Annotated in this window: 20 protein-coding genes, 1 tRNA gene and 4 pseudogenes; 14 read left to right on the top strand and 11 right to left on the bottom strand. The window is 35.7% G+C overall.

Translation table 11 applies throughout. The annotated features are described in order from the left end of the window. Positions 1–148: 148 nt before the first annotated feature. The 3 genes from NBW39_RS07700 to NBW39_RS08760 all read right to left on the bottom strand — a co-directional run bounded on the left by NBW39_RS07700 (position 149) and on the right by NBW39_RS08760 (position 3,913). Positions 149–1,942, bottom strand: a complete 1,794-nt coding sequence (locus tag NBW39_RS07700; RefSeq protein WP_250294750.1) for a reverse transcriptase/maturase family protein — start codon at positions 1,940–1,942, stop codon at positions 149–151. Between the two features lie 557 nt (positions 1,943–2,499). Further along, a complete protein-coding gene (gene ltrA / locus NBW39_RS07695) occupies positions 2,500–3,747 on the bottom strand; it encodes a group II intron reverse transcriptase/maturase (RefSeq protein WP_250294718.1) in 1,248 nt (415 codons plus the stop codon). A gap of 43 nt (positions 3,748–3,790) precedes the next feature. Further along, positions 3,791–3,913, bottom strand: coding sequence for a hypothetical protein (locus NBW39_RS08760; protein WP_256466289.1), 123 nt, complete (start codon positions 3,911–3,913; stop codon positions 3,791–3,793). Positions 3,914–4,953: 1,040 nt separating this feature from the next. Here NBW39_RS08760 and NBW39_RS07690 point away from each other — a divergent pair. After that, positions 4,954–5,027: transfer RNA gene (locus NBW39_RS07690), tRNA-Arg, on the top strand. Between the two features lie 8 nt (positions 5,028–5,035). On the opposite strand, the gene NBW39_RS07685 is transcribed toward NBW39_RS07690, so the two are convergent. Both NBW39_RS07685 and NBW39_RS07680 read right to left on the bottom strand, forming a co-directional pair. Next, positions 5,036–5,986: a complex I NDUFA9 subunit family protein gene (locus tag NBW39_RS07685; protein ID WP_250295099.1), complete on the bottom strand. Its 951-nt coding sequence runs from the start codon at positions 5,984–5,986 to the stop codon at positions 5,036–5,038. 50 nt (positions 5,987–6,036) lie between these two features. Beyond that, positions 6,037–7,413 carry a UDP-N-acetylmuramoyl-tripeptide--D-alanyl-D-alanine ligase gene (locus NBW39_RS07680; protein ID WP_250295098.1) on the bottom strand — a complete coding sequence of 459 codons (1,377 nt, stop codon included), beginning with the start codon at positions 7,411–7,413 and terminating at the stop codon, positions 6,037–6,039. Positions 7,414–7,598: 185 nt separating this feature from the next. On the opposite strand from NBW39_RS07680, the gene NBW39_RS07675 reads away from it, so the two are divergent. From NBW39_RS07675 to mdh, 7 genes are read left to right on the top strand one after another with little or no spacing between them, the layout of a single operon-like run. Beyond that, positions 7,599–8,465 carry a hypothetical protein gene (locus NBW39_RS07675; RefSeq protein ID WP_250295097.1) on the top strand — a complete coding sequence of 289 codons (867 nt, stop codon included), beginning with the start codon at positions 7,599–7,601 and terminating at the stop codon, positions 8,463–8,465. Between the two features lie 4 nt (positions 8,466–8,469). Further along, positions 8,470–8,751: a hypothetical protein gene (locus tag NBW39_RS07670; RefSeq protein WP_250295096.1), complete on the top strand. Its 282-nt coding sequence runs from the start codon at positions 8,470–8,472 to the stop codon at positions 8,749–8,751. Positions 8,752–8,754: 3 nt separating this feature from the next. After that, on the top strand, positions 8,755–9,123 hold the full coding sequence (locus tag NBW39_RS07665; RefSeq protein WP_250295095.1) for an HIT domain-containing protein: 369 nt from the start codon (positions 8,755–8,757) through the stop codon (positions 9,121–9,123). An 18-nt stretch (positions 9,124–9,141) separates the two neighbouring features. Beyond that, complete coding sequence (locus NBW39_RS07660; protein ID WP_006279576.1) at positions 9,142–9,495, top strand: NADH-quinone oxidoreductase subunit A; 354 nt, start codon at positions 9,142–9,144, stop codon at positions 9,493–9,495. 3 nt (positions 9,496–9,498) lie between these two features. After that, positions 9,499–10,014, top strand: a complete 516-nt coding sequence (locus NBW39_RS07655) for a NuoB/complex I 20 kDa subunit family protein (RefSeq protein ID WP_250295094.1) — start codon at positions 9,499–9,501, stop codon at positions 10,012–10,014. Continuing rightward, positions 10,007–10,579: an NADH-quinone oxidoreductase subunit C gene (locus tag NBW39_RS07650; protein WP_250295093.1), complete on the top strand. Its 573-nt coding sequence runs from the start codon at positions 10,007–10,009 to the stop codon at positions 10,577–10,579. The genes NBW39_RS07655 and NBW39_RS07650 overlap by 8 nt, the downstream gene beginning before the upstream one ends. A gap of 3 nt (positions 10,580–10,582) precedes the next feature. Further along, a complete protein-coding gene (gene mdh / locus NBW39_RS07645; protein ID WP_250295092.1) occupies positions 10,583–11,530 on the top strand; it encodes a malate dehydrogenase in 948 nt (315 codons plus the stop codon). A gap of 324 nt (positions 11,531–11,854) precedes the next feature. Here mdh and NBW39_RS07640 read toward each other — a convergent pair whose 3' ends face one another. From NBW39_RS07640 to NBW39_RS07630, 3 genes are read right to left on the bottom strand one after another with little or no spacing between them, the layout of a single operon-like run. Beyond that, the gene (locus NBW39_RS07640; RefSeq protein WP_250295796.1) at positions 11,855–12,649 is read right to left on the bottom strand and encodes a TatD family hydrolase; all 795 of its coding nucleotides are present in this window, start codon (positions 12,647–12,649) and stop codon (positions 11,855–11,857) included. Between the two features lie 16 nt (positions 12,650–12,665). Then, positions 12,666–13,151: an RNA pyrophosphohydrolase gene (locus NBW39_RS07635; protein ID WP_250295091.1), complete on the bottom strand. Its 486-nt coding sequence runs from the start codon at positions 13,149–13,151 to the stop codon at positions 12,666–12,668. Beyond that, positions 13,144–13,800 carry an AAA family ATPase gene (locus NBW39_RS07630; RefSeq protein ID WP_250295090.1) on the bottom strand — a complete coding sequence of 219 codons (657 nt, stop codon included), beginning with the start codon at positions 13,798–13,800 and terminating at the stop codon, positions 13,144–13,146. Before NBW39_RS07630 ends, NBW39_RS07635 begins: the two co-directional genes overlap by 8 nt. A 139-nt stretch (positions 13,801–13,939) precedes the next feature. Between NBW39_RS07630 and rsfS the strand changes: the two genes are divergently transcribed. The 4 genes and pseudogenes from rsfS to rhuM all read left to right on the top strand — a co-directional run bounded on the left by rsfS (position 13,940) and on the right by rhuM (position 16,801). After that, positions 13,940–14,257, top strand: coding sequence for a ribosome silencing factor (gene rsfS, locus NBW39_RS07625; RefSeq protein ID WP_250295795.1), 318 nt, complete (start codon positions 13,940–13,942; stop codon positions 14,255–14,257). A 244-nt stretch (positions 14,258–14,501) separates the two neighbouring features. Further along, a pseudogene (gene tyrS, locus NBW39_RS07620) lies at positions 14,502–15,754 on the top strand (tyrosine--tRNA ligase). A 46-nt stretch (positions 15,755–15,800) separates the two neighbouring features. Next, positions 15,801–16,358 carry a hypothetical protein gene (locus NBW39_RS07615; protein ID WP_250295089.1) on the top strand — a complete coding sequence of 186 codons (558 nt, stop codon included), beginning with the start codon at positions 15,801–15,803 and terminating at the stop codon, positions 16,356–16,358. After that, positions 16,358–16,801, top strand: a complete 444-nt coding sequence (rhuM, locus tag NBW39_RS07610) for a RhuM family protein (protein WP_250295088.1) — start codon at positions 16,358–16,360, stop codon at positions 16,799–16,801. The genes NBW39_RS07615 and rhuM overlap by 1 nt, the downstream gene beginning before the upstream one ends. 67 nt (positions 16,802–16,868) lie before the next feature. Here rhuM and NBW39_RS07605 read toward each other — a convergent pair. The 3 genes and pseudogenes from NBW39_RS07605 to NBW39_RS07595 form a co-directional block, all read right to left on the bottom strand. Beyond that, a pseudogene (locus NBW39_RS07605) lies at positions 16,869–17,740 on the bottom strand (IS982 family transposase). Positions 17,741–17,834: 94 nt separating this feature from the next. Then, positions 17,835–18,711, bottom strand: a pseudogene (locus NBW39_RS07600) (IS481 family transposase); the annotation flags it as partial. 37 nt (positions 18,712–18,748) lie between these two features. Further along, a protein-coding gene (locus NBW39_RS07595) for an IS5 family transposase (protein WP_250294889.1) occupies positions 18,749–19,541 on the bottom strand; the annotation gives its coding sequence in 2 pieces (ribosomal slippage) (positions 18,749–19,276 and positions 19,278–19,541; 792 coding nt in all). A 62-nt stretch (positions 19,542–19,603) separates the two neighbouring features. Between NBW39_RS07595 and NBW39_RS07590 the strand changes: the two are divergent. Together NBW39_RS07590 and NBW39_RS07585 are read left to right on the top strand one after the other, a co-directional pair. Then, a pseudogene (locus tag NBW39_RS07590) lies at positions 19,604–19,885 on the top strand (phospholipase D-like domain-containing protein); the annotation flags it as partial. 114 nt (positions 19,886–19,999) lie between these two features. Beyond that, positions 20,000–20,542: a hypothetical protein gene (locus tag NBW39_RS07585; RefSeq protein WP_250295087.1), complete on the top strand. Its 543-nt coding sequence runs from the start codon at positions 20,000–20,002 to the stop codon at positions 20,540–20,542. Positions 20,543–20,570: the final 28 nt, after the last annotated feature.

The raw sequence follows: 20,570 nt of genomic DNA, 5'->3' as shown, positions 1-20,570 counted from the left end.
GTAGACCGGCGGAACTTCCCCACCAGTCTCTCGCAGAACTGTACGTAAAGTAGAGTAGGCAGCCAGCGAGTTACTATTAAGCACTTTTCCAACAGCCTCTCTCCGAACCACGCATGACCGTTTCCGTATCACGTGGCTCTCCAATAATCTAACGTTTTAAGGAATCACCATCATATTTCCCATATTGGATTTTCTTATGGCATTCATGACAAACAACAAGAGTTTTTCTCTGTCGTTCAATCATTCTTTTCTTCCATTCAGGTAGTTCAACATTACTCTTACTTCGTAGATCAGCAAGTTTACGTACATGGTGTACCTCAATCTGCTCTTGTGATTTACATAATTCACAAGTTTGTGCCAATAGTCTTTGCTCTATTTCACTACGCTTATTCCATATTGGTATAAGGTTATCACTTATGCTTACCCATTTATTCCATTTTAGCGACACAGCACCAAAGTGTGTAATTAATGGTATCTTTGATGGTAAACGATCTACTCTGATTTGGATGACTTTTCGTTTTTCACCTTCATCGTTTTCAATCATCGCACCAAATTTTCTATAAATTTTCCTGCAAGTTGTTTTGTATTTAGATGCTAAAGTCTTTACTAATGATACTTCCATCACATACTTCAGATAACTTAGTGTGTGAAGGTTGTAGGCCATTTTGTAGTATTGTACAATTCCTCGATATTCAGTTTGATACTGAGCAACAATACTGTAAGCTGTATCAATTGTACGTTGAGGTAAATGTATAGGCTTTCCACAACGCATATATTCAGAACACTTTTTCTGCTTTATATGGTGTGGTACACGTAAGCCAACACTACCGTTAATACACCGCTGTGTCCGATGATCATGTTTATCATCTGCATGCAAGACGTGTATTTCATAACCCAAAAAATTGGCTTTGCTATCACATGCGTGTGTAATAAGCGTTTTATCTTCATTAAGCATAAGTTTGAGCTCCTCATTGAGGAATCTAGCAATCTCATTTTTAATTTGTTCAGCTTCATTTTTTGGTCCTGCAAACCCTACCAGAACATCATCAGCATACCTAACATACCAAAGACGTCGATAATTTTGATCACAAGAGTCCTTAGATGGCATACTCTGCACTAATTGGCGCAGTTGCCTTACTTGCTCCCAATTCCCTTGTTTTCTCATCATCGATACTTGCTTGGTTAACCTTAAATATTTTGGGTTTGTCCTTCTTCGCTTACCTCGGTTATTTGCTGGTATTAATGTATGTTCCACATGTTTATCTAACCGATCGAGTAATATGTTACTCAGAATTGGACCAATAATAGAGCCCTGTGGTACTCCACTGTGACTCTTATTGTACTTCCAATTTTCCATATATCCTGCTTTTAGCAGTCGATTGATTAGTTGGATAAAACGGTTGTCTTGAAAGCTTTCACTCAGTATTTTTAACAATATGGTATGATCAATTGAGTCATAACATGCTCTGAGATCCCCTTCTATAAACCATTTTGTACCTCTGCCTTTTTGCGTTACTGCTTTTAATGCAGTATGGCATCCACGCTTTGGCCGGAATCCATGTGAACACTCACTAAATTTAGACTCATAATAGGCTTCCAATATTAATCGGATTACTTCTTGAAGTAACTTGTTTGACCATGTTGGCAATCCTAACGGCCTTCGTTTACCGCTCTTCTTTAAAATGTAGATACGTTTTACTGGTATCCATCGATATCGTTCATAGCGTAAATCCTCTATGATTTTATCAATTTTCTCCAAAGACATACCATTAACTGTTTCAGCAGTTACACCTTCTGTCATAGCACCTTTATTACGACAAAGTTTACCATACGCTTGAAGGTAAAGATCACGCTGATAAAGTAGGCGATATACGTTTTTAACCGGCAGATTTCTTTGTCCGCGTTCACGTATAATGTTAAGTATTGTTTCAGCTTTCCGCATCTTGCGTACCTCCCAATTTCAACATTCAATTATCTGTCACCCTTTGCCCTGTATGTGGCTCTCCCACATTCCCCGGTGGTTCGTTACTTCCACGACTACTACGATGACTCCGTAACCATAGAACTCGCGTTCCTTAGGTCATCCCATGTTCCGTCACTAAGAACTGTTCTAGATCAACTTAGGTTTTCCATTCATCCTCTTAAATAAGTTCACTACTTATCGTTCTACAGCCAGAATGTCGCACAAACGAAAGTTTAATCTGTGCTTACTGTAGACATGGGGTTTTAAATGTGATACCCATGGATGTGAAGTCCCACCCCTGAAGATTAGAATTCAAGCAGTTTAGCTTTAACCATATTGATCAGGTGTTGCAAGCCGTTATCTTACACATCTTCAGACAACTCTCGCTTTACATACATGCTCTTGTCCTCCTCCCCTTTCGGGTTAAAGTTAGTTGTTCACCTCGAGGCCATTTATTCTGAACCCCGCTTAGCTCTGCTAAGTATTTCTTAATGCGTGCCACGGCGCACCCTCTCGATTTATACAGCTCCCGTTATTCAGCCTTTTGATCCCAATCCTAGTGTCCAGTGATAGAAAATATTTGGAGACCTCTTTCTCACTTTTGCTAGAAATTGCTTTGCTAGTCTTCCATGATTTCGAAGTTTCTTATATTTGGCTCTGACCCATCCTACTAGGTGCCACTCTACATTTCTGAGAGATGGATACATCTCTGATTTATAAAACCTGCCATAGTACTGATACCAGCCTCGGACTATAGGATTTATTTTCTTTGATATTTTCTCTAGTGTTGTATATGTTTGCCTACGTATTTTCCATGACCTTATGGTTTGGTTGATCTTCTTCTTGGCTTTGTTGCTAATTGCAGGTAGAAATGAGACAAAATAGTTTCCTATTTTATTGTTCTTTGCCAGTCTAGGTCTGAACGTGTAACCCAGAAAGTCAAAGCTCTGTATTGGAAACTCATCTCTCCTATTGTCATCCTTACAGTACACTATTTGTGTCTTTTCAGGATGTAATTTTAGCTTAAACTCAGCCAATCTTTCTTCGATCTTGTCTTTTATGAATTTTGCCTGTCTCTGGGTTTTACAGTGCACCATTGCATCATCTACATATCTCTCAAATGGTATTGTTGGGTAGTTTTGCCTCATCCACATATCAAATGCATGATGCATAAATATGTTAGAAATGATTGGGCTTACAGAACCTCCTTGTGGAACTCCCTTATTCCTAACTACCTTACTGCCATCTGCTAGTTGAATCGGGGCTTTCATCCACCTTTCCACGTACAGTATGACCCACTTGCAATCTGTATGCTTCTTGATAGTTTGCAGTGCTAACACATGATCCAGATTGTCGAAAAATCCAGAAATATCAAGATCTATCGTCCAATCACTTCTCCAACATCTCTTACACGCTGTACTTACCGCATCCAGTGCAGACTTGTTTGGTCTATAACCATACGAATCTTCGTGAAATTCCTGCTCTACTAACGGTTCGAGATACATAGTAGCTGCTGTTTGCCCTATCCTGTCGAATACTGAAGGAACACATAAAGTTCTTTGTCCTCCTGTATCTTTTGGTATCGCAACAGCTTTTACTGGTTCTGGAAAATAACTTCCGGATGACATCCGATTCCACAGTTTGTATAGATTATCTTTTAGATTTTCTTCAAACTTTGTTATCGAGACCTCATCTACACCTGCCGCACCTCTGTTTTTGGATACTTGTTTATAAGCTTTCCAAATCAGTTGCTTTGGTATGTCAAAAGATTTTGTTTTATTCATTAACTCTTCCCTTTCGGTTGATAAATAATTAAAACTAAATAACTCAGCCCCTTCGCTCCATTTCCATTACAAAAACTTCTTCACTACTACGAGCTAATCCGCCCCTGTTTTTCGCATCAGTACTCTCTTCCTTAGAGTTCAGCTCCTTGGACTTCTCCCTTATCATCGAAACGACAGGTTCCCATAGTTCCACACAATAGCCTGAAATAGGTTCATGCCACCTATATGCCGGATGCCACCTACCCAGTAGACAAGTTCCCGATAGGCTTATCCCAAGTTACTTTTTCTCCCCTGGTTTTGACATCATCGCATTACCTTTCGACGTGTAATCAGTGGTTCACTTGCGTTCATCTCTCTATTTCACACATGACGCATAATTACGCCTTTTCCATAACGCTCACTACCTTGGCTCTTTACCAAAGCAGCTTATGGTTGTTTGAAGCCTGCTCTTGTAAACCGGCTCCGAGGGGCCCACCCTCATCTATTGTGCAGCTTTCGCACTTAGTTTGCTCTTTCCTGAACATTCCTTGTGTCTCTACGGCACACAAAAAGCCCTGTATTTCTAGATTTTACTATATTGATTAATCCGCAACTGGGGTTACTAGCGGAAGTTACTCTCAAATGTTTGTTCATGTTAGCTAGAAATATTAAGAAATTAATTAATTTAAAAAAGGCAAAAGAAGCCCCTGTCAATATCTATTTAAAAACATTGGCGTTTTTTAAGTCTTAAACACTGCAATTTAGCTGCTTTTAAATGCAACTCACCTTAGTTTAAATGTTTAAGAAACTTACTAAGCAGAAAAAAAGGCAAAAGATATCCCGTGTTAGCTAGTTGTCACTCTCTAATCCTGCAAATCGGCGTTCTATACTGTCTTAAACAGCGCGTTTCAGCTTATATAGCTAGAAATACTGTGAAGACATAAGGTGCACATAGTGCAAAAAATTAAAAATAAGACGCCAACTACGTTGTTTTCTTGCTGTTTAATCTGCACAGATGAAGATAACTGAATACCTTCAGTTTCATGATAAGGGGGTTGAAGGAGTTTGTCAAGGAAGTTTCTATATAATATTTTCTAAAATAAATAGACTTCTCGCATCCAATTTCAGCAGCGCGTGACACACAACTGCAATAATAAGGTTTTGCAAGACAACCATCATATTCACACTTGACTTTATGCGTGTTAAGAAGCATTTTATATATGTTGTGTGCCCGTAGCTCAGCTGGATAGAGCAACAGCCTTCTAAGCTGTGGGTCGTAGGTTCGAATCCTATCGGGCACACTCTTCTATCAATACTTTCTATAAATCTTCAAGTACTCTGGCACCACATTTTCAATTGCTAATGGTCGAACCTTCATTGTTTCAAGGTCAACTGACTTTTCGATTGAGCTATTCATCATAACTTTCACCTGATCTCGAGTAAGCACAGGGTTCGTATCTCTGGTTATTGGTTTTAGCAGCATAGAAATAATTTTATTTTCTAAAAAGAAAGCTATTAACTTTGCCATTGGAAAAGATACATTGATCAACAAACACTTTCTGTTAGTAACATTCAGAATAAACTTCAATAAGCTTTTGAAAGAGTAAACCTTTGGTCCACCCATGTTATAAATTTTCTTGTCTTGCTTATTAAAACTGATAATACGATATACCACTTCAGCTAAGTCTGTTACACATATTGGCTGAAATTTAGTCGTTCCATTGCCAATTAGCGGCAAAAAAGGAAGAACAGTTGCTAATCTTGCAAATTTATTAAAGAAGTTATCTTCTTTACCAAATACAAGGCTTGGCCTAATTATTATTGCTTCTTGAAATGCTGAAGTTACAGCTTTTTCACCTTCCAATTTACTTTGAGCATATTTTGACAACTTGCTATTTTCTATTCCCATAGCAGAAAAATGTATCATCATAGGTACATTTTTCATTTTTGCAGCTTTTGCTATCCTTTCAGCTATTTTAACGTGAACAGCGTAAAAATCGTGCTTTTTTGCTTCATATAATATTCCCACTAAGTTTATGGCTACATCACATTCTTCCATACCCTCTAGAACTGATTTTTCATCAAAAAAATCGCCTTTAAATATTGATATTTGTCCCAAATTGCCACACAATTTTAAACAAGCAGCTTTTTCCTGATTACGAGTGAATATCTTTATTAAATATCCTTCTGCTGCCAAACGTCTTACGATGTGTTTCCCTATAAACCCCGTTCCACCAAAAATAATTACACGTTTTGTCACGATTAAAGTTCCTAATAATTTGTTACTGTAAATCAATACAATGATTTTGCTTAATATTCTATTATGAATTCCCGTACAATAAGATCCATTTTCATTCCTCGTGAGCCTTTAACTAGAACTACATCATTATCCTGAATAATGTCAGCTAAATTACTTTTCAATTGATTAGAATCATTAAAATGCACGCCTTTTATATTATTTGGCAAAAGCTCATGCAATTCTAACATAAATTCACCGACTGTATAAACTTTATCTATATTATTTTCTGTGATAACCTTAACCAGATCTGTATGAAATTCTATGCTTTTATCACCAAGTTCCAACATATCACCAAGCAAAGCTACTTTTCTCTGATTAGAGTATGTACTCAAAGTTTTTATTGCAGTTTTCATCGGAGCAGGGCTGGCGTTATAGGAGTCATCAATTAAATGTATATATTTTCTATTGTATTTGACCTTATGAACATTACCTCTACCTTTTGTTACACTAAAATTCTTAAGTGCAAGTGGTAATTTTGATAAATCAAGTCCGAGGCTTTGCACAACTGCTGCAACAGCAAGTAGCGAATAAGCAAAATGCTCACCTTGCACACGTAAATTACAGTTTATAGTTTGATTATTATTTAGTCTTATTTTTAAATTTAACCCGTCATCGTTTCTTATTATGTCTAACAAGTAAACTTCAGCATTTTTATCTTTACCGAAGCTTATTACATTTCTATTGGCATGTGATGAGAGATAATCATAATATTTATTATCTCTGCTTAAAACCAAAGTACCGTTATTTTTCATACCATACAGAATTTCTAACTTCGCTTGTGCAACGTCAAATAGTGATGAAAAATTTTCAGTATGTGCAGGTTCGATGTTGGTAATAACTGCAATATTTGGATTACTAATCTTTGATAATTCTTTTATTTCACCAGCTTTATTCATTCCCATTTCAAGAATTAAGTACTGGCAGTTTTTTGGAGCTTTTAGAATTGTCAAAGGCAATCCTATATTATTATTTAAGTTACCTTCGTTTGCATGGGACACTCCATATTGCGATAAAACAGTGTGTAGCATATCCTTTGTAGTGGTTTTTCCGACACTGCCTGTAACTGCAATAACTTTAGCATCAATAAGAACATTTCTAATGTAATATGATGCCATATCGTGCAAAGCTTTCAGGGTATCTTGTACAATAATGAGAGGGAAATTTTTATATTTACCCTCACTTACTATTGCAGCGGCAGCCCCTTTTAAAAACGCTTCATGCAAAAAATTATGGCCATCAAAATTCTGCCCTTTAAGTGCAATAAATAAATCACCTTTTTTTATGCTCCTTGTGTCCGTTGAAATATTTGAGCCATGTATCCAATTACAACCATTTACGTCTCTTCCGCCAGTTGCATCAATGATATTATTTGTGTTCCATTTAAACATAATTTAGAGAGTATTCTTTATAATAAATTGAACAATAAAAGTAGCGAAAATACTACATGTTTTAGACAATGTGCAAATAATGGTTGCAATCCCTATAATTCTATCTTATAATGGATATAGAAGTTTAAATTTTTTCGTCTATAATTAAAATGTATTTAGTTATAGAAAGTACCTTGGAGGTATGTATGCCAAAAAACGACCAAAATGAAGAATCTACTTCTATACTAGCTAAAGTAGGAAATTTTCTAGGTAGAGGTGCAAAAGCTTTAGGTTGGGGTATAATATATCCTATATGGCCAAAGAACTGGTTTAAGTCCTGGAATGAGATAGGGCACGACATAAAAAATGGCCGGCGCTATGTTATTGGCAGAGAGCTTGAAAAATACGACCCACCTATAGAAACCACACAAGCTAGTGAGAATCTTGGTGTACAAATAACAGAGCAAAAGAAAGGGACAGGAAAGGTAGCTTTTTTAGCGTCAAGAACTCTGACGGGAGATATACCTTATTTGAACGATAAACAACTTGGTGAAATAGAAGCACTAAAAAGTAAGTATTCAAACATTACTATACATAGAGAAGAAAACAAAGTTGTAATTGAAGTTGATGTTGAAAAAATAATTGAAGACATCAAAAAGAACAATCCAGGAATTGATGAGAAAAGAATAAAAGAGCTTGCTCTTGAAAAAATTGCTGAAGGAGCTGAAGGAGTTGGTGGCAACCTTAAAAAGCTAGCAAAAATTACTGGCGGAGAATTTAAAGTTCACACAGACTTAAAATTGCTGTATGGTATTGCAGAAAAATTGTATAAGGAATATGATGATCAAAAGCAGTTATCAGAAGCTACGAAACCTGCAAGTAGCGAAGGGTTACTAAAGGCTGGTCACTCTTCAGAAACTCTGGCTTTATCTGCTAGTGATAGGGGTAAGGCATTGGAAGCTGCTGAAACATTTGTAGATAGTAGTAGAGGAGAGTTATTAAAGGAAACTGCAAATTGGCAGAATAAAGTTGAGCAGGGTTCTGAAAATATAAGGACAAGTAGTAGGAGGTAAAGTTATGAGTTATGAGGGAAATGTTATGGGTGAAATAAAAATAGAGGAAAGACATCATAGTCTCACTGTTCCTGGGGATATGTATCACTTACAACCAGAAGTTATTACTGGAAAAAGGGTAAGTGGAATAGAAGTCTCTTTAAAAGAACAGCAGAATATGGTAAAAGAACAAGCAAGGGGACTTATAAGCTCTTTGAATCTTGAAGATGCTTCTGGTGAAACGATAAAACCACTATCTACACCTAATGTAGAGAAAAACGAAGGAAGAGGGAAAGGTCGCTCTTAAAATATGAGCAATGAAGTTTATGATAGTAATAACATCTTTGCTCAAATATTAAGAGGTGAGTTACCTTGTGAGAAGGTATACGAAAATGAGAGTGTACTGGCTTTTTGTGATAAGTACCCTGACGCGCCAGTTCACATTTTAGTTATACCCAAAAATCAATATATTTCATACGATGATTTTACTCTAAAAGCTTCTGAAGAGGAGATAGTAAGTTTTTTTAAAACTGTTAGAGAAATAGTGCATAAATATAATCTAGAAAAAACAGGATATAGATTAGTGACTAACTATGGTGAAAATGGAGAGCAAGTTGTACCACACTTTCACGTGCATATTTTAGGTGGTAAAAAGTTAGGAAAGCATGTAAACTCATAGTGTTATATGTTTTGTTAAATGAGCGAATATTTAACCATAGTAATTTTTATCTGCGTATCAATTGTAGTATCTTTTGCTTTAGGTATATTGCCTATGTTTCTTGCAGTGAGTAAGCCAGATGGTGAAAAGCTTTCCACATATGAGTGTGGCTTCAACCCACTATCCAGTGCAAGAAAAAATTTTGACATTAAATTTTACTTAGTTTCAATATTATTTATAATATTTGACTTAGAAATTGCTTTTCTTTTTCCTTGGGCTGTTTCTTTATCTAAGATAAGCTATGGTGGATTTTGGTCTATGATGGTATTTCTTGCAATACTCACTATAGGTTTTATCTATGAATGGTGTAAAGGTGCATTAGAGTGGGAGTAGTTTATGACAAATCAAATTCTATCTAATGATGACTGGGGTCGTTATAAAAAAGAAGGGTTTCTTATCACTAAATTTGGCGATTTAACAGATTATGTAATGAATTGGGCAAGGTCTGGTTCATTGTGGCCAATGACATTTGGTCTTGCATGTTGCGCAGTTGAGATGATGCATACTGCATCCAGCCGTTATGATCTTGATAGATACGGCATAATGTTTCGTGCAAGCCCACGTCAATCAGATGTGATGATTGTTGCTGGCACACTAACTAATAAAATGGCAGCAGCATTGCGCAAGGTTTATGATCAAATGGCAGACCCGAAGTATGTTATTTCTATGGGAAGTTGTGCAAATGGTGGTGGTTATTACCATTACTCTTATTCAGTAGTCCGCGGTTGCGATAGGATCGTACCAGTTGACGTGTATGTTCCTGGATGCCCACCAACTGCTGAGGCGTTGCTATATGGAATGCTATGCCTACAAAACAAAATAAAACGAACTCAGAATATAAAGCATGGATAAAACTGCAAGGCATATACAAAAAAAGACCAAGTGTGAGTGCATTCAAAAAGATGATGGCATTATTGTAATATATTCAACTTTAGATGAAATTGAAAAGCACTTACTCTTTCTACGTGATGATGAAAAGTGTAGGTTTGAATTGTTAGTTGATATTTTTGGAGTTGACTATCCAAATAGAGAGAAGCGTTTCGAGCTAATATACAATCTGCTCAGCGTTGTGCATAATATTAGAGTACACATAAAGCTTCAGTTATGTGAAAGCGACATGCCTCCAAGCGTAGCGAAGATATTTAGTACGGCTTTGTGGTTTGAGCGTGAAGTGTTTGATATGTATGGAATAGAGTTTTCTGATCACCCTGATTTGCGTAGGATTCTAACAGACTATGGATTCAAAGGTCATCCAATGTTAAAAGATTTCCCTCTCACTGGTTATGAGGAAGTAAGATACGATATAGAGGCAAAAAAGGTTGTATATAATCCTATAGATTTACCGCAAGATTTTCGTATGTTTGATAGCTTATCGCCTTGGGAAGGTAAAACCATAAAAGTAAATATAAAGGAGTAGAAAATGACAGTACAAAGAAAAAAAATATCTTTAATCGGTGCAGGAAATATCGGTGGAACTCTCGCCCATATGATTGCACTAAGGGAACTCGGTGATGTTGTTTTACTTGATATTAGCGATGGAATACCACAAGGTAAAGCACTCGATATAGCAGAATCATCCCCTATTGATGGATTTAATGTCAATATTACTGGCACAAATAGGTATGAAAACATAAAAGACTCTGATGCAATTATAATAACCGCTGGCATTGCCAGAAAACCAGGAATGAGCAGGGATGACCTCCTGCAAACCAATGCTAAAGTAATGAAGGAGGTTGGCGAAAATATTAAAAAATATTCTCCAAACGCGTTTGTAATAGTGGTTACCAACCCTCTGGATGCCATGGTTTCAGTGGTGCATAAATTTTCAAACCTTCCAGCTAATATGGTTGTTGGCATGGCAGGAGTGCTTGATTCTTCCCGTTTTCGTTATTTTCTTGCAAGTGAATTAAATATCTCAGTTGAAGATATATCTGCTTTTGTGCTTGGAGGACATGGTGACACTATGGTACCACTCATTAATTGCACTTCTATCGCTGGCATTCCACTTACCCAAGTTATCGATATGGGTCTCATTACGCAGAAAAAAGTTGATGAAATAGTGAAGCGCACTCGCAATGGCGGTAAAGAAATAGTTGATCTGCTTAAGTCTGGATCTGCATACTACGCTCCTGCATCTTCAGCTATATGCATGTTAGAGTCATATTTAAAAGATAAAAGGCGTATATTACCATGTGCTGCTTACCTTAATGGTGAATATGGTGTAAAAGATTTGTTTATTGGTGTTCCTGTAATTATTGGAAAAAACGGAATTGAAACGATCCTAGAAGTTAAAATGAATGATAGTGAACAAGAAATGTTTAATAAGTCTGTAAACTCGGTGAGAGAGCTGGTGAAACTTCTAAGCTAAATTAAGTATCCGTTCAGCGGAGTGGCAAAATAAGGTAGACAAGATAAATCAAAAAATCAAGAAAAAGTGAGTTTACAACAAATGATGTCATCCCAGTGCTTGACACTGGGATCCAGGGATTTTGATTGGATACTGAGTATAAAAGTAGCTAACCTTATGTTAAAACACAATATTTTTGGTGAGGGGTTGCATTAAAAGCTGGATTCCAGTGTCAAGCACTGGAATGACACAACCATAAAGTGAAACTAGATCCCAGTGTCAGCTACTTGCATAACACCACTTTTGCTTCAATATTTGCATATTAGCCACGCCCTTGAACAGATACTAAATTAATTGCTCTATAGAGCTTCTTTGTAGCTTAAAACAGCCTAAAAAATTATTTGTAGTTATTTCTGCTACTTGTTCTGGTGACTCATTCCACAATTCTGCCAAACAATCAACAACGTATTTCACCATTGCTGGTTCATTCTTTTTTCCCCTATAAGGCTCAGGTGATAGATACGGTGCATCAGTTTCAACCAAAACACGTTCGCGTGGTATACCTTGTGCAATTCCTCTGAGTAAGCTCGCATTTTTAAAAGTAATGATTCCAGAAAATGAAATATACAACCCTAAATCTATAGATTGATAAGCAAGCTCTTTAGAGGAAGCAAAGCAGTGCATTACTCCACCAAAAGTGCCAGTTTTCATTTCTGATTTTAATATATCAATCATCTCACTATCAGCACTCCTAGTGTGAATAACTAAAGGTAACCCTGTTATTCTTGCTGCTTCTATGTGTGATGCAAAACTTTTTTTCTGATTGTCTTTGTTGTCAGATTTATAAAAATCTAACCCGGTTTCACCGATACTAATTACCTTTTGGTTCTTGGTAAATTCAACTAATTCATCAACATGTATACACTCACCGTTTTCTATGGCAGCATCAAGTGGATGCACACCAACAGAGGAGTAGACTTGATCATAAGACGAAGAAATTTTTGATAATTTAGGAACATCATCAATGCTTACGCATATGTTATGCAAAACCTTTACACCATTTTGCTCTGCCCTTGAAATTACTTTTGGTATTTCATCATCAGAAAAATAAATCAAGTGGCAATGAGAATCTACTATCATGAGCTTATTGTAAATTTTACTCAATAATAGAGGCTTTTATTGTAGAAGAAAACTCTTCTATTACTGTTCTATAAACTTGCTTTTTGAACGATATAGCACTGGCTACCAAACCATCCACATCTTGCCAACGCCATTCTTTGAACTCTGGATGATTAGTATAGTTAATATTAATATCCTTATCCTCTCCGCAAAACTTCATTAAGAACCACCTTTGCTTTTGACCAGAATATTTTCCATTCCAGCATATTGGTATAATTTCTTTAGGCAAGTCGTAGTATATCCAATCTTTGTTTTTAGCTATAATTTCTGCTTTATCGGTGCCAACTTCTTCTAGTAACTCGCGTAATGCTGCTTGTTCCAGTTCCTCACCATCATCAACACCTCCTTGTGGCATTTGCCAATAAGATTCGATATGAAAGGGTTTGCCAACAAAAACATGTCCTTGTTTGTTAAACAGCATTATGCCAACACAAGAACGATACTTATCTTTCTGCTCAACCACGAGTACGCTCTGTTTTTAAATGATTTGTTACAGAAGTTTTAATTAATTTTCCATTTTTTTCTTCCTTCATCTCTTCAACAATTTTCTTTGCAACTTCCTTTGCACTTAAGTTTGAGTTACCAATTTCAAGTGTACCTTCAGGTATAAATAGCCTTTTCCCCTTAATTTTTTTCATAGCAAAATCTGAATCAGTAATTTTATTTTCCTGGTACCTTTCTTCTGATTGAACACGCCTTACTAGTTCCTCATTATTACAATGTAACACTACATGAAGAATTTTCATATCCATTTTTTTACTTAAATTTACCACTGAGTTGTATAATCTTTGGTCATGGGGATCACCCTCTATCAATTCATTTGTAAATATATAATGTTTTGATTTTATGTAGTGTTTTTCTAGTATTGCTAACATATTTTCTCTGACTGCAAAAATCTTTTCCCACAGATCATCTGGAACTTCAGCGTTCTGTAATTTAACAATATCAAATATAATACTATTGAATAGATTATTGCTTACTATTACTCCATCAATGATTTTACACAGTTCTTTTGCAGTAGTAAATTTACCACTACCTGGAAAGCCAATTAAGTAGATGAGAGTCTTGCCCATAGTGAATACTAGTAGAAAGCTATTTTCAATTATACACATTGTACATGCTAAAAACACGATGATAAAATAGATGCAGGTAATACCTTTTTAACGAACAGTCGCGTTGAAAATAGTTCATATTTAGAGATTTTGAGTGTATAATTATAAGCAAATTAAATAATTTAAGATGATGACTAATGTGTCCAGTGATACAGAATCAATAAAAAGCACGATTGTAGATATAATAGATCAAAATAAAGGTCACGATATAGTTACTTTTGATGTGCAGAACGAAACCGTTATTGCAAAATATATGATTATTGCATCTGGTGATTCAAGTCGCCATGTGAAGGCGTTAGCTGAGCATGTAGTAAAAAATCTCAAGCAATACGATAAAATAGATGTGGAGGGTATGGATGAAGGTAATTGGGTGATTGTGAATTTTCAAGGCATAATGGTTCACATATTCAGGTCAGAAGTAAGGGAGTATTATAAAATAGAAGATTTATGGAACTGATTGCCTGGGCCATTCAAGTACAACTGTATAAGTATCGCACCTTTAGGATAGCTCCCCAAGAAAAGGTGTCATCCCAGTGCTTGACACTGGGATCCAGAAAACTTAATTATAAACGAGCACACTATACAACGTTTTTGATGAAATTGCATGAAAAACTGGATTCCAGCGTCACGCGCTGGAATGACATCATCATCGATATCTTCAATGACAATGTTCACATATAAAATAACATACTAAAAAGATTATGAAACACAAGTCCGAGTTTTTAAATTTTATTCAAGAAAGAGGATATCTATATCAGTGCACAAACATTGAGGGATTAGATCAGTTATTATTGCAGAGCAATTATATAGTCGCATACATTGGGTTTGATTGCACAGCACCAAGTCTTCATGCTGGTCACCTAATTCAGATTATGATGCTCCGTCACCTGCAAAAATTTGGTTACAAGTCGATAGTTTTACTTGGAGGTGGCACAACGAAAATCGGCGACCCATCCGGTAAGGATAAAGCAAGAAGCTTTTTATCTATCAAGGATATTAGCGAAAATATATCTAGTATAAAGAAAACATTGGAGAAAATGATATCTTTCGATGATGGAAAGACTGGTGCAGTTATAGTAAATAACGCAGACTGGCTGGATAGTATAAAATATATAGACTTTTTGCGTGATATAGGAATACATTTTTCAGTAAATCGCATGCTAAGTTTTGATAGTGTGAAAACTAGGCTGGATAGAGAGAGCAAACCTTAAGCTTCTTAGAATTTAATTACATGCTATTGCAGGCTTATGATTTTGTTGAGTTGAATAAAAAGCATGGCTGTCGTCTGCAGATTGGAGGGTCAGACCAATGGGGAAATATAGTAAACGGAATTGAGCTTGGAAAAAAGTTGAATTTACCTGAGCTGTTTGGCCTTACTGCCCCTCTTTTATTGAATGCTCAAGGGGTAAAAATGGGCAAAACTGAAAATGGAGCAGTGTGGCTTGATGATAATATGCTAAAGCCTTACGACTACTGGCAATATTTTCGCAACGTTGATGATCAAGATGTTGGACGTTTTTTGAGATTGCTCACTGATGTGTCAATTGATGAGATCAAAAAATTAGAGTCCTTAAAAGATCAGGAAATAAATGAAGCAAAAAAAGTTTTAGCAACAGAGGTGACAAAAATATGTCATGGTGACAAAGAAGCGGAACTTGCACGATCTGCTGCAGTCTCTGCTTTTGAGAATGAAGATAGCTCACTACTTCCTGATTACATCATAAAAAAAGCACAAGTTGCAAGCGGCATATCCTTAGTAAACCTACTGCGTGACACCGGTTTGGAATTTTCAAAATGCGCAGCAAAGCGTTTAATACAGGGCAATGGGTGCAAAGTTAATGATAATATCATAAACGATGTTAACTATATAATAAATTCCGAGAGCTTTAAAGGTCAGTCATTCATAAAACTGTCTGCAGGAAAGAAACGCCATATTAAAGTTGTGGTAGATTAGGTCTCAAAGTAAGAAAACAAATTTTGGACGAGTGAGAAATTATGATATGAATGACTTAAGTCAAATATATTTATCTCATCATAAGCCTATATCAAATCTTTTTTTAACTTTGGGTATTACTACATTCCGTGAAGCATTAAAATATGTACATGAACTGCCTTACGGACGTAATCTTGATCGTACAGATTATCTATCGGTACTAAATGAAAAGCGAGGAACGTGTAGTACAAAACATGCACTGATTTATAAGTTAGGCTGCGAATGTGAAATTGACATAACACTACATATGGCTGTTTTTATGATGAATAGAGTAAACACTCCAAAAATCTCTGCAATTCTAAACGAGTATAATTTGTCACACATTCCAGAAATGCACTGCTACCTTCGTTATAAAAATCGAATTATTGATATAACTTTTCCGGAAAATAGTGTATCATTAGAACTGATAGAGGAAGAAAAAATTGAGCCCGAACACCTTGGAAATTACAAAGTAAAAAAGCATAAACAATTTATTGAGAACTGGTTACCCAATTATACCATACAATACAACATGGAGCAAATTTTCAAAATTCGAGAATTATGTATAAAACAACTAGAAAGATAGTGGAAAGTGAAATTCTATTATATACAACTCCGAACGGAGACGTACGGATTGACGTTCTGTACCAGGGTGAAAATATTTGGCTCACACAGAAGAAAATGGCAGAGTTATTTGGTGTTAATATCAGAACAATTAGTGAGCATTTACAAAACATATTTGCTAGTCAAGAGTTAGACAAAAACTCAGTTATCCGGATCTTCCGGAATACTGCTTCAGAGCGTGGATTCTATCAAAAAATTACAGATATTTATGCTGAATGCTCTGCAGATTATGATCCAACTTCAGAAATAACAAAACAGTTTTACTCAAAAGTGCAAAATAAATTACATTGGGCAATCCACGGGTTAACTGCAGCAGAGTTGATACATTCTAGAGTCAGTCACAAAAAGCCATTCATAGGTCTTAGATGTACAGTCCCAGAGTGTGATGGTGAGGATTTAGCATAAATAAATCAGGAGCACTGTAAACATATAAATTCATAAGGAGTAAGACCCTTAAGACCCCAGTTATGGATTAACCAACGAAGTAAAGCTGAGAAATACAGGGCTTTTTCGATTGCATTGAATAAGAAATGAGGGTAGAAAAAATATGTACCAAGAAATTTACTGTGGATCTATGCCGAGTGTGCTCAAGTTCAAATTTGTTTTTTAGGCAGCCAAAAACCGTTTCAACAATCGATCTTTTCCCTAGTAAAATCTTCTCTTTCAGCGAAATCAGTGCATTTTTCATACCTTTTTTCACTTTAGTGACGAGTTTTAGACCTCTATCGAATAGTTTCTCAAAGAGCTCTTTCTTTATATAGCCCTTATCTCCAAACAAAAGTCCAGTTAGTTTTTTGGTTAGGTTGGTACAGGTTTTCTGTCATCGACGTTACCTCTGGTTAGCGTAACACCTTGAATTTCACCTATTTCATTGATTACTACATGTAATTTAAAACCAAAAAACCAGCCGTAAGTATTCTTTCCTAACTCTGCTAATCCTTTGAAAACCTTATTTCTTGAGATTCTTTTTCGATGGCATACTGCTATTGAAGTAGAATCTATGTAGGAAATCCCGGTCATTTTTGCTTGTTCACAAAACCATTGCAAAAGTAATGCTAAATACCACAAAACTCGCGGCTTTAAGGCAATAAATCTGTGATATGAAGGCAGCTTTGAAAACTCTGATCTATAGAATAACTGAAGATAACAAAGATAAAAAGCCTTGAAGTTTTTACATGGTGATTTATGGTATAATAGGATTATGGTTAGAATTTCTGAGTGCGCTATTTCTGGTACTCTGGTTGGTTTTTTGCCGTTTGATAAGAACCTATTTGCAAAATTATCATCTACCGCACGACAAAAATCCTCGACGCAACAGTACAGTTCTGTAATATCTTTCTTCATGGGTAACCTCTTATTATTACTAAAATACTCGAGTTTACCCTGTTTCCCTCTTCTTAGTTATACTTTTATCTATTTTCTAATCCATAACTGAGGTCTTAAGAGTTTTGAGTCTCTTTGCATAATTATAAGCGATAACAAAGTTATAAAGGTGTTCTTTAAGTTGCTGATGCGATTGATAGTAATACTTCTTAACTGTAGCATCCTTTAAAGTTTTATTCATACGTTCAACTTGCCCATTTGTCCAAGGATGGCTAACTTTTGTCAAACAATGTTCAATGCCGTTGTCTGTACAAACTCTATCAAATATGTGCTTGAAAGCATACTTATGACGCTTCTGGTTGGTAAATTGTATGCCGTTATCTGTTAAAATGGTATGTATTTTATATGGTAAGGTTTTAATCAAATTACGTAGAAACTCAGCAGCTATGGGTTTTGTAGCAGTATTATGCAACTCAACATAGGTAAATTTAGATGTTCTATCTATTGCAACAAACAAATATAGCTTACCTTCTTCTGTTCTGACTTCTGCAATATCAATATGCTATAGGGTATTGTTTGAACTTCTTTTTTGGTTTAACTTCACCATCAACATCTGGTAGTCTACTAATGTTATGCCTTTGTAAACAACGATGTAGACTAGATCGGGTTAGATGTCGAATTGTAGACTGGAGAGCATAAAGGCAATCATCTAATGGTAAAAGTGTATGCTTGCGAAATGCAACAATTATCGCTTCTTCTTCTAAAGTTAAGACAGTTGATCTTGGATGTTTTGGACCCATATCACTATCTTTAGTGAATGAGCGTTTTCTCCATTTGACAATAGTTTTTGGATTAAGGTTATAGTACCTGGAGAGTTTTGCTATGCTCTCTTTACTATTTTGTATTGCTCTACGAATTGTCTCTGTTATTTTGGCGCACCCATGTAACCATAATTCCTCCCTTGATGGTATTTTTTTCTCACATTTTATCATACCATCACACTGTGAAACTGTACATCTTAGAACCTGTTCATAATCTTTTAAGGAGTAAAGAAGTGAAAGCAAGAACGACCATTTGTAAGCTAGTGTTGAGTTTCCGCTCGCAATTTTTCCACAAACGCCTACATTTTTCCAACCAAGCAAAAGAGCGCTCAACAACCCATCTCTTTGGCAGTACAACAAAGGTGTGTAATTCACTTCGCTTTATTACTTCGACCGTCGAACCAATAGTTGCTTTTATTTGTGTTGCAAAATTTTCTCCAGTGTAGCCTGCATCAACAAGTATATTTTTAACTTCAGAGAGTTTTTCTTTAGCATTTTCGACCATTTTCATGGCACTGCTGCGGTCGGTTGCTTCTGCCGTTGTTACATAAATCGCGTGTGGTAAACCTTGTGTATCTACTGCAATATGGAGCTTTATTCCTGAAATTTTTTTACCTGCATCGTAGCCCTTATTTTCAGCAGTATCTGCATTTTTTACGCTCTGAGCATCAATTATACAAAAACTAGTTCTTTCTTTCCGACCATTGCTGATACGTGTCTCTCCAACTAATTTTTTTTAATACACGCTCCAAAGTACTTTCTGTATCTTCGCTTGGTTTTTCACTCCATTTTTTAAAATATTCGTAACAACTTCGCCATTTTGGAAAATCTTTTGGCAGCATTCTCCACTGACAGGCACTTTTTAGGACGTACAGCACTGCACAAAATACATCATACAAATCAAGTTTTCTTGGTTTTGTTTTCTTCCTACTACTCTCCAGAATTGATCTGATTTTTTCAAATTGTTCTCGACTTATGTCACTTGGGTATAAATTTCTCATATATCCTTATTCATATACATCATCTCATAGTTTATCACTTTTTTGAGATTATGAACAGGTTCTTAGATAAATCGCAACTCTACTCAAAATATAGTGTTATAAATGAATTATTTTCAGGTGGAGTACCAATTTGGATCGATGACAAGCCAAAGATTGCTCATAATAAGATAATGATTGTTGACAATCAAAAAGTTATCACAGGATCATTTAACCTGAGTAAGATAGCTAAAAAAGGAAATGCTGAAAATTTATTAATTATTACAGATTATCCTGAACTAATTCAGCAGTATGTGAAAAACTGGGAGGCACGAATGTCACAGTCTTATAAATATGCTCTCAACTAATCAAGAGCACTTGCTTAAAATCAGTTCTAAAAACAGCAAGAGAGAGCTTTCTTATTAATTGACATATGCATAATAATTATGATATAATAAACTAGAAATTTAAGGAATAAAGTAATGGATTATATAAATGATGCTGCCGGTAGCTACACTGCCATTCATGATTTTTTTCAAAACAACGGTGTTGGAGATTACAAAGTTCAATGCAGTTATGGTGGGGTGCCGTATGCTACTGATGAGTATGTGCATTCTGGCGATAAATTTTGGAGCAATAATTTTATAGACTCACATTTTGGAAAGGAAATAAAAATGTATCCTCAAAGTGAACTTTTAGCTAAAGAATATACTGGAAATATGCTGCCGGTTTCAATATCACTAGACAAGGATTTAATAAAAATCAAGGAATGTCAGAAAAAAACGAAATTTGTGGAGCTAGAAAGGGAGTCAGGCGATTTAGTGTATGATAAGCAAAAGCATGTAAAGTGTTACACAACAAAGCTATCATATGATGATGTGCATATTTACAATAACGATAAAGTTTCAACATTTAGCATAAAACGCGACGTGCCAGATGATCCGAAATACAGTTTAAATATAACATTTACAAAGGTTAATGATAATAGACCAGGATTTTGGCAAAAATTTAAAAACATGTTTTAACGTGACCATTCACTGATTTTTACTCAAC

The organism is Wolbachia endosymbiont of Oedothorax gibbosus (genome assembly GCF_936270435.1).
Classification (GTDB): domain Bacteria; phylum Pseudomonadota; class Alphaproteobacteria; order Rickettsiales; family Anaplasmataceae; genus Wolbachia.
The sequence above is the reverse complement of the archived record's forward strand: the minus strand, read 5'-3'. Positions and strand labels throughout refer to the sequence as shown.

Excerpts from the sequence above, each read along its gene's own strand:
- NBW39_RS07700 (WP_250294750.1), bottom strand. The coding sequence starts at position 1,942 with ATGCGGAAAGCTGAAACAATACTTAACATTATACGTGAACGCGGACAA.
- ltrA (WP_250294718.1), bottom strand. The coding sequence starts at position 3,747 with ATGAATAAAACAAAATCTTTTGACATACCAAAGCAACTGATTTGGAAA.
- NBW39_RS08760 (WP_256466289.1), bottom strand. The coding sequence starts at position 3,913 with ATGATAAGGGAGAAGTCCAAGGAGCTGAACTCTAAGGAAGAGAGTACT.
- NBW39_RS07680 (WP_250295098.1), bottom strand. The coding sequence starts at position 7,413 with ATGTTTAAATGGAACACAAATAATATCATTGATGCAACTGGCGGAAGA.
- NBW39_RS07675 (WP_250295097.1), top strand. The coding sequence starts at position 7,599 with ATGCCAAAAAACGACCAAAATGAAGAATCTACTTCTATACTAGCTAAA.
- NBW39_RS07670 (WP_250295096.1), top strand. The coding sequence starts at position 8,470 with ATGAGTTATGAGGGAAATGTTATGGGTGAAATAAAAATAGAGGAAAGA.
- NBW39_RS07665 (WP_250295095.1), top strand. The coding sequence starts at position 8,755 with ATGAGCAATGAAGTTTATGATAGTAATAACATCTTTGCTCAAATATTA.
- NBW39_RS07660 (WP_006279576.1), top strand. The coding sequence starts at position 9,142 with ATGAGCGAATATTTAACCATAGTAATTTTTATCTGCGTATCAATTGTA.
- NBW39_RS07655 (WP_250295094.1), top strand. The coding sequence starts at position 9,499 with ATGACAAATCAAATTCTATCTAATGATGACTGGGGTCGTTATAAAAAA.
- NBW39_RS07650 (WP_250295093.1), top strand. The coding sequence starts at position 10,007 with ATGGATAAAACTGCAAGGCATATACAAAAAAAGACCAAGTGTGAGTGC.
- mdh (WP_250295092.1), top strand. The coding sequence starts at position 10,583 with ATGACAGTACAAAGAAAAAAAATATCTTTAATCGGTGCAGGAAATATC.
- NBW39_RS07640 (WP_250295796.1), bottom strand. The coding sequence starts at position 12,649 with ATGATAGTAGATTCTCATTGCCACTTGATTTATTTTTCTGATGATGAA.
- NBW39_RS07630 (WP_250295090.1), bottom strand. The coding sequence starts at position 13,800 with ATGTGTATAATTGAAAATAGCTTTCTACTAGTATTCACTATGGGCAAG.
- NBW39_RS07615 (WP_250295089.1), top strand. The coding sequence starts at position 15,801 with ATGAATGACTTAAGTCAAATATATTTATCTCATCATAAGCCTATATCA.
- NBW39_RS07585 (WP_250295087.1), top strand. The coding sequence starts at position 20,000 with ATGGATTATATAAATGATGCTGCCGGTAGCTACACTGCCATTCATGAT.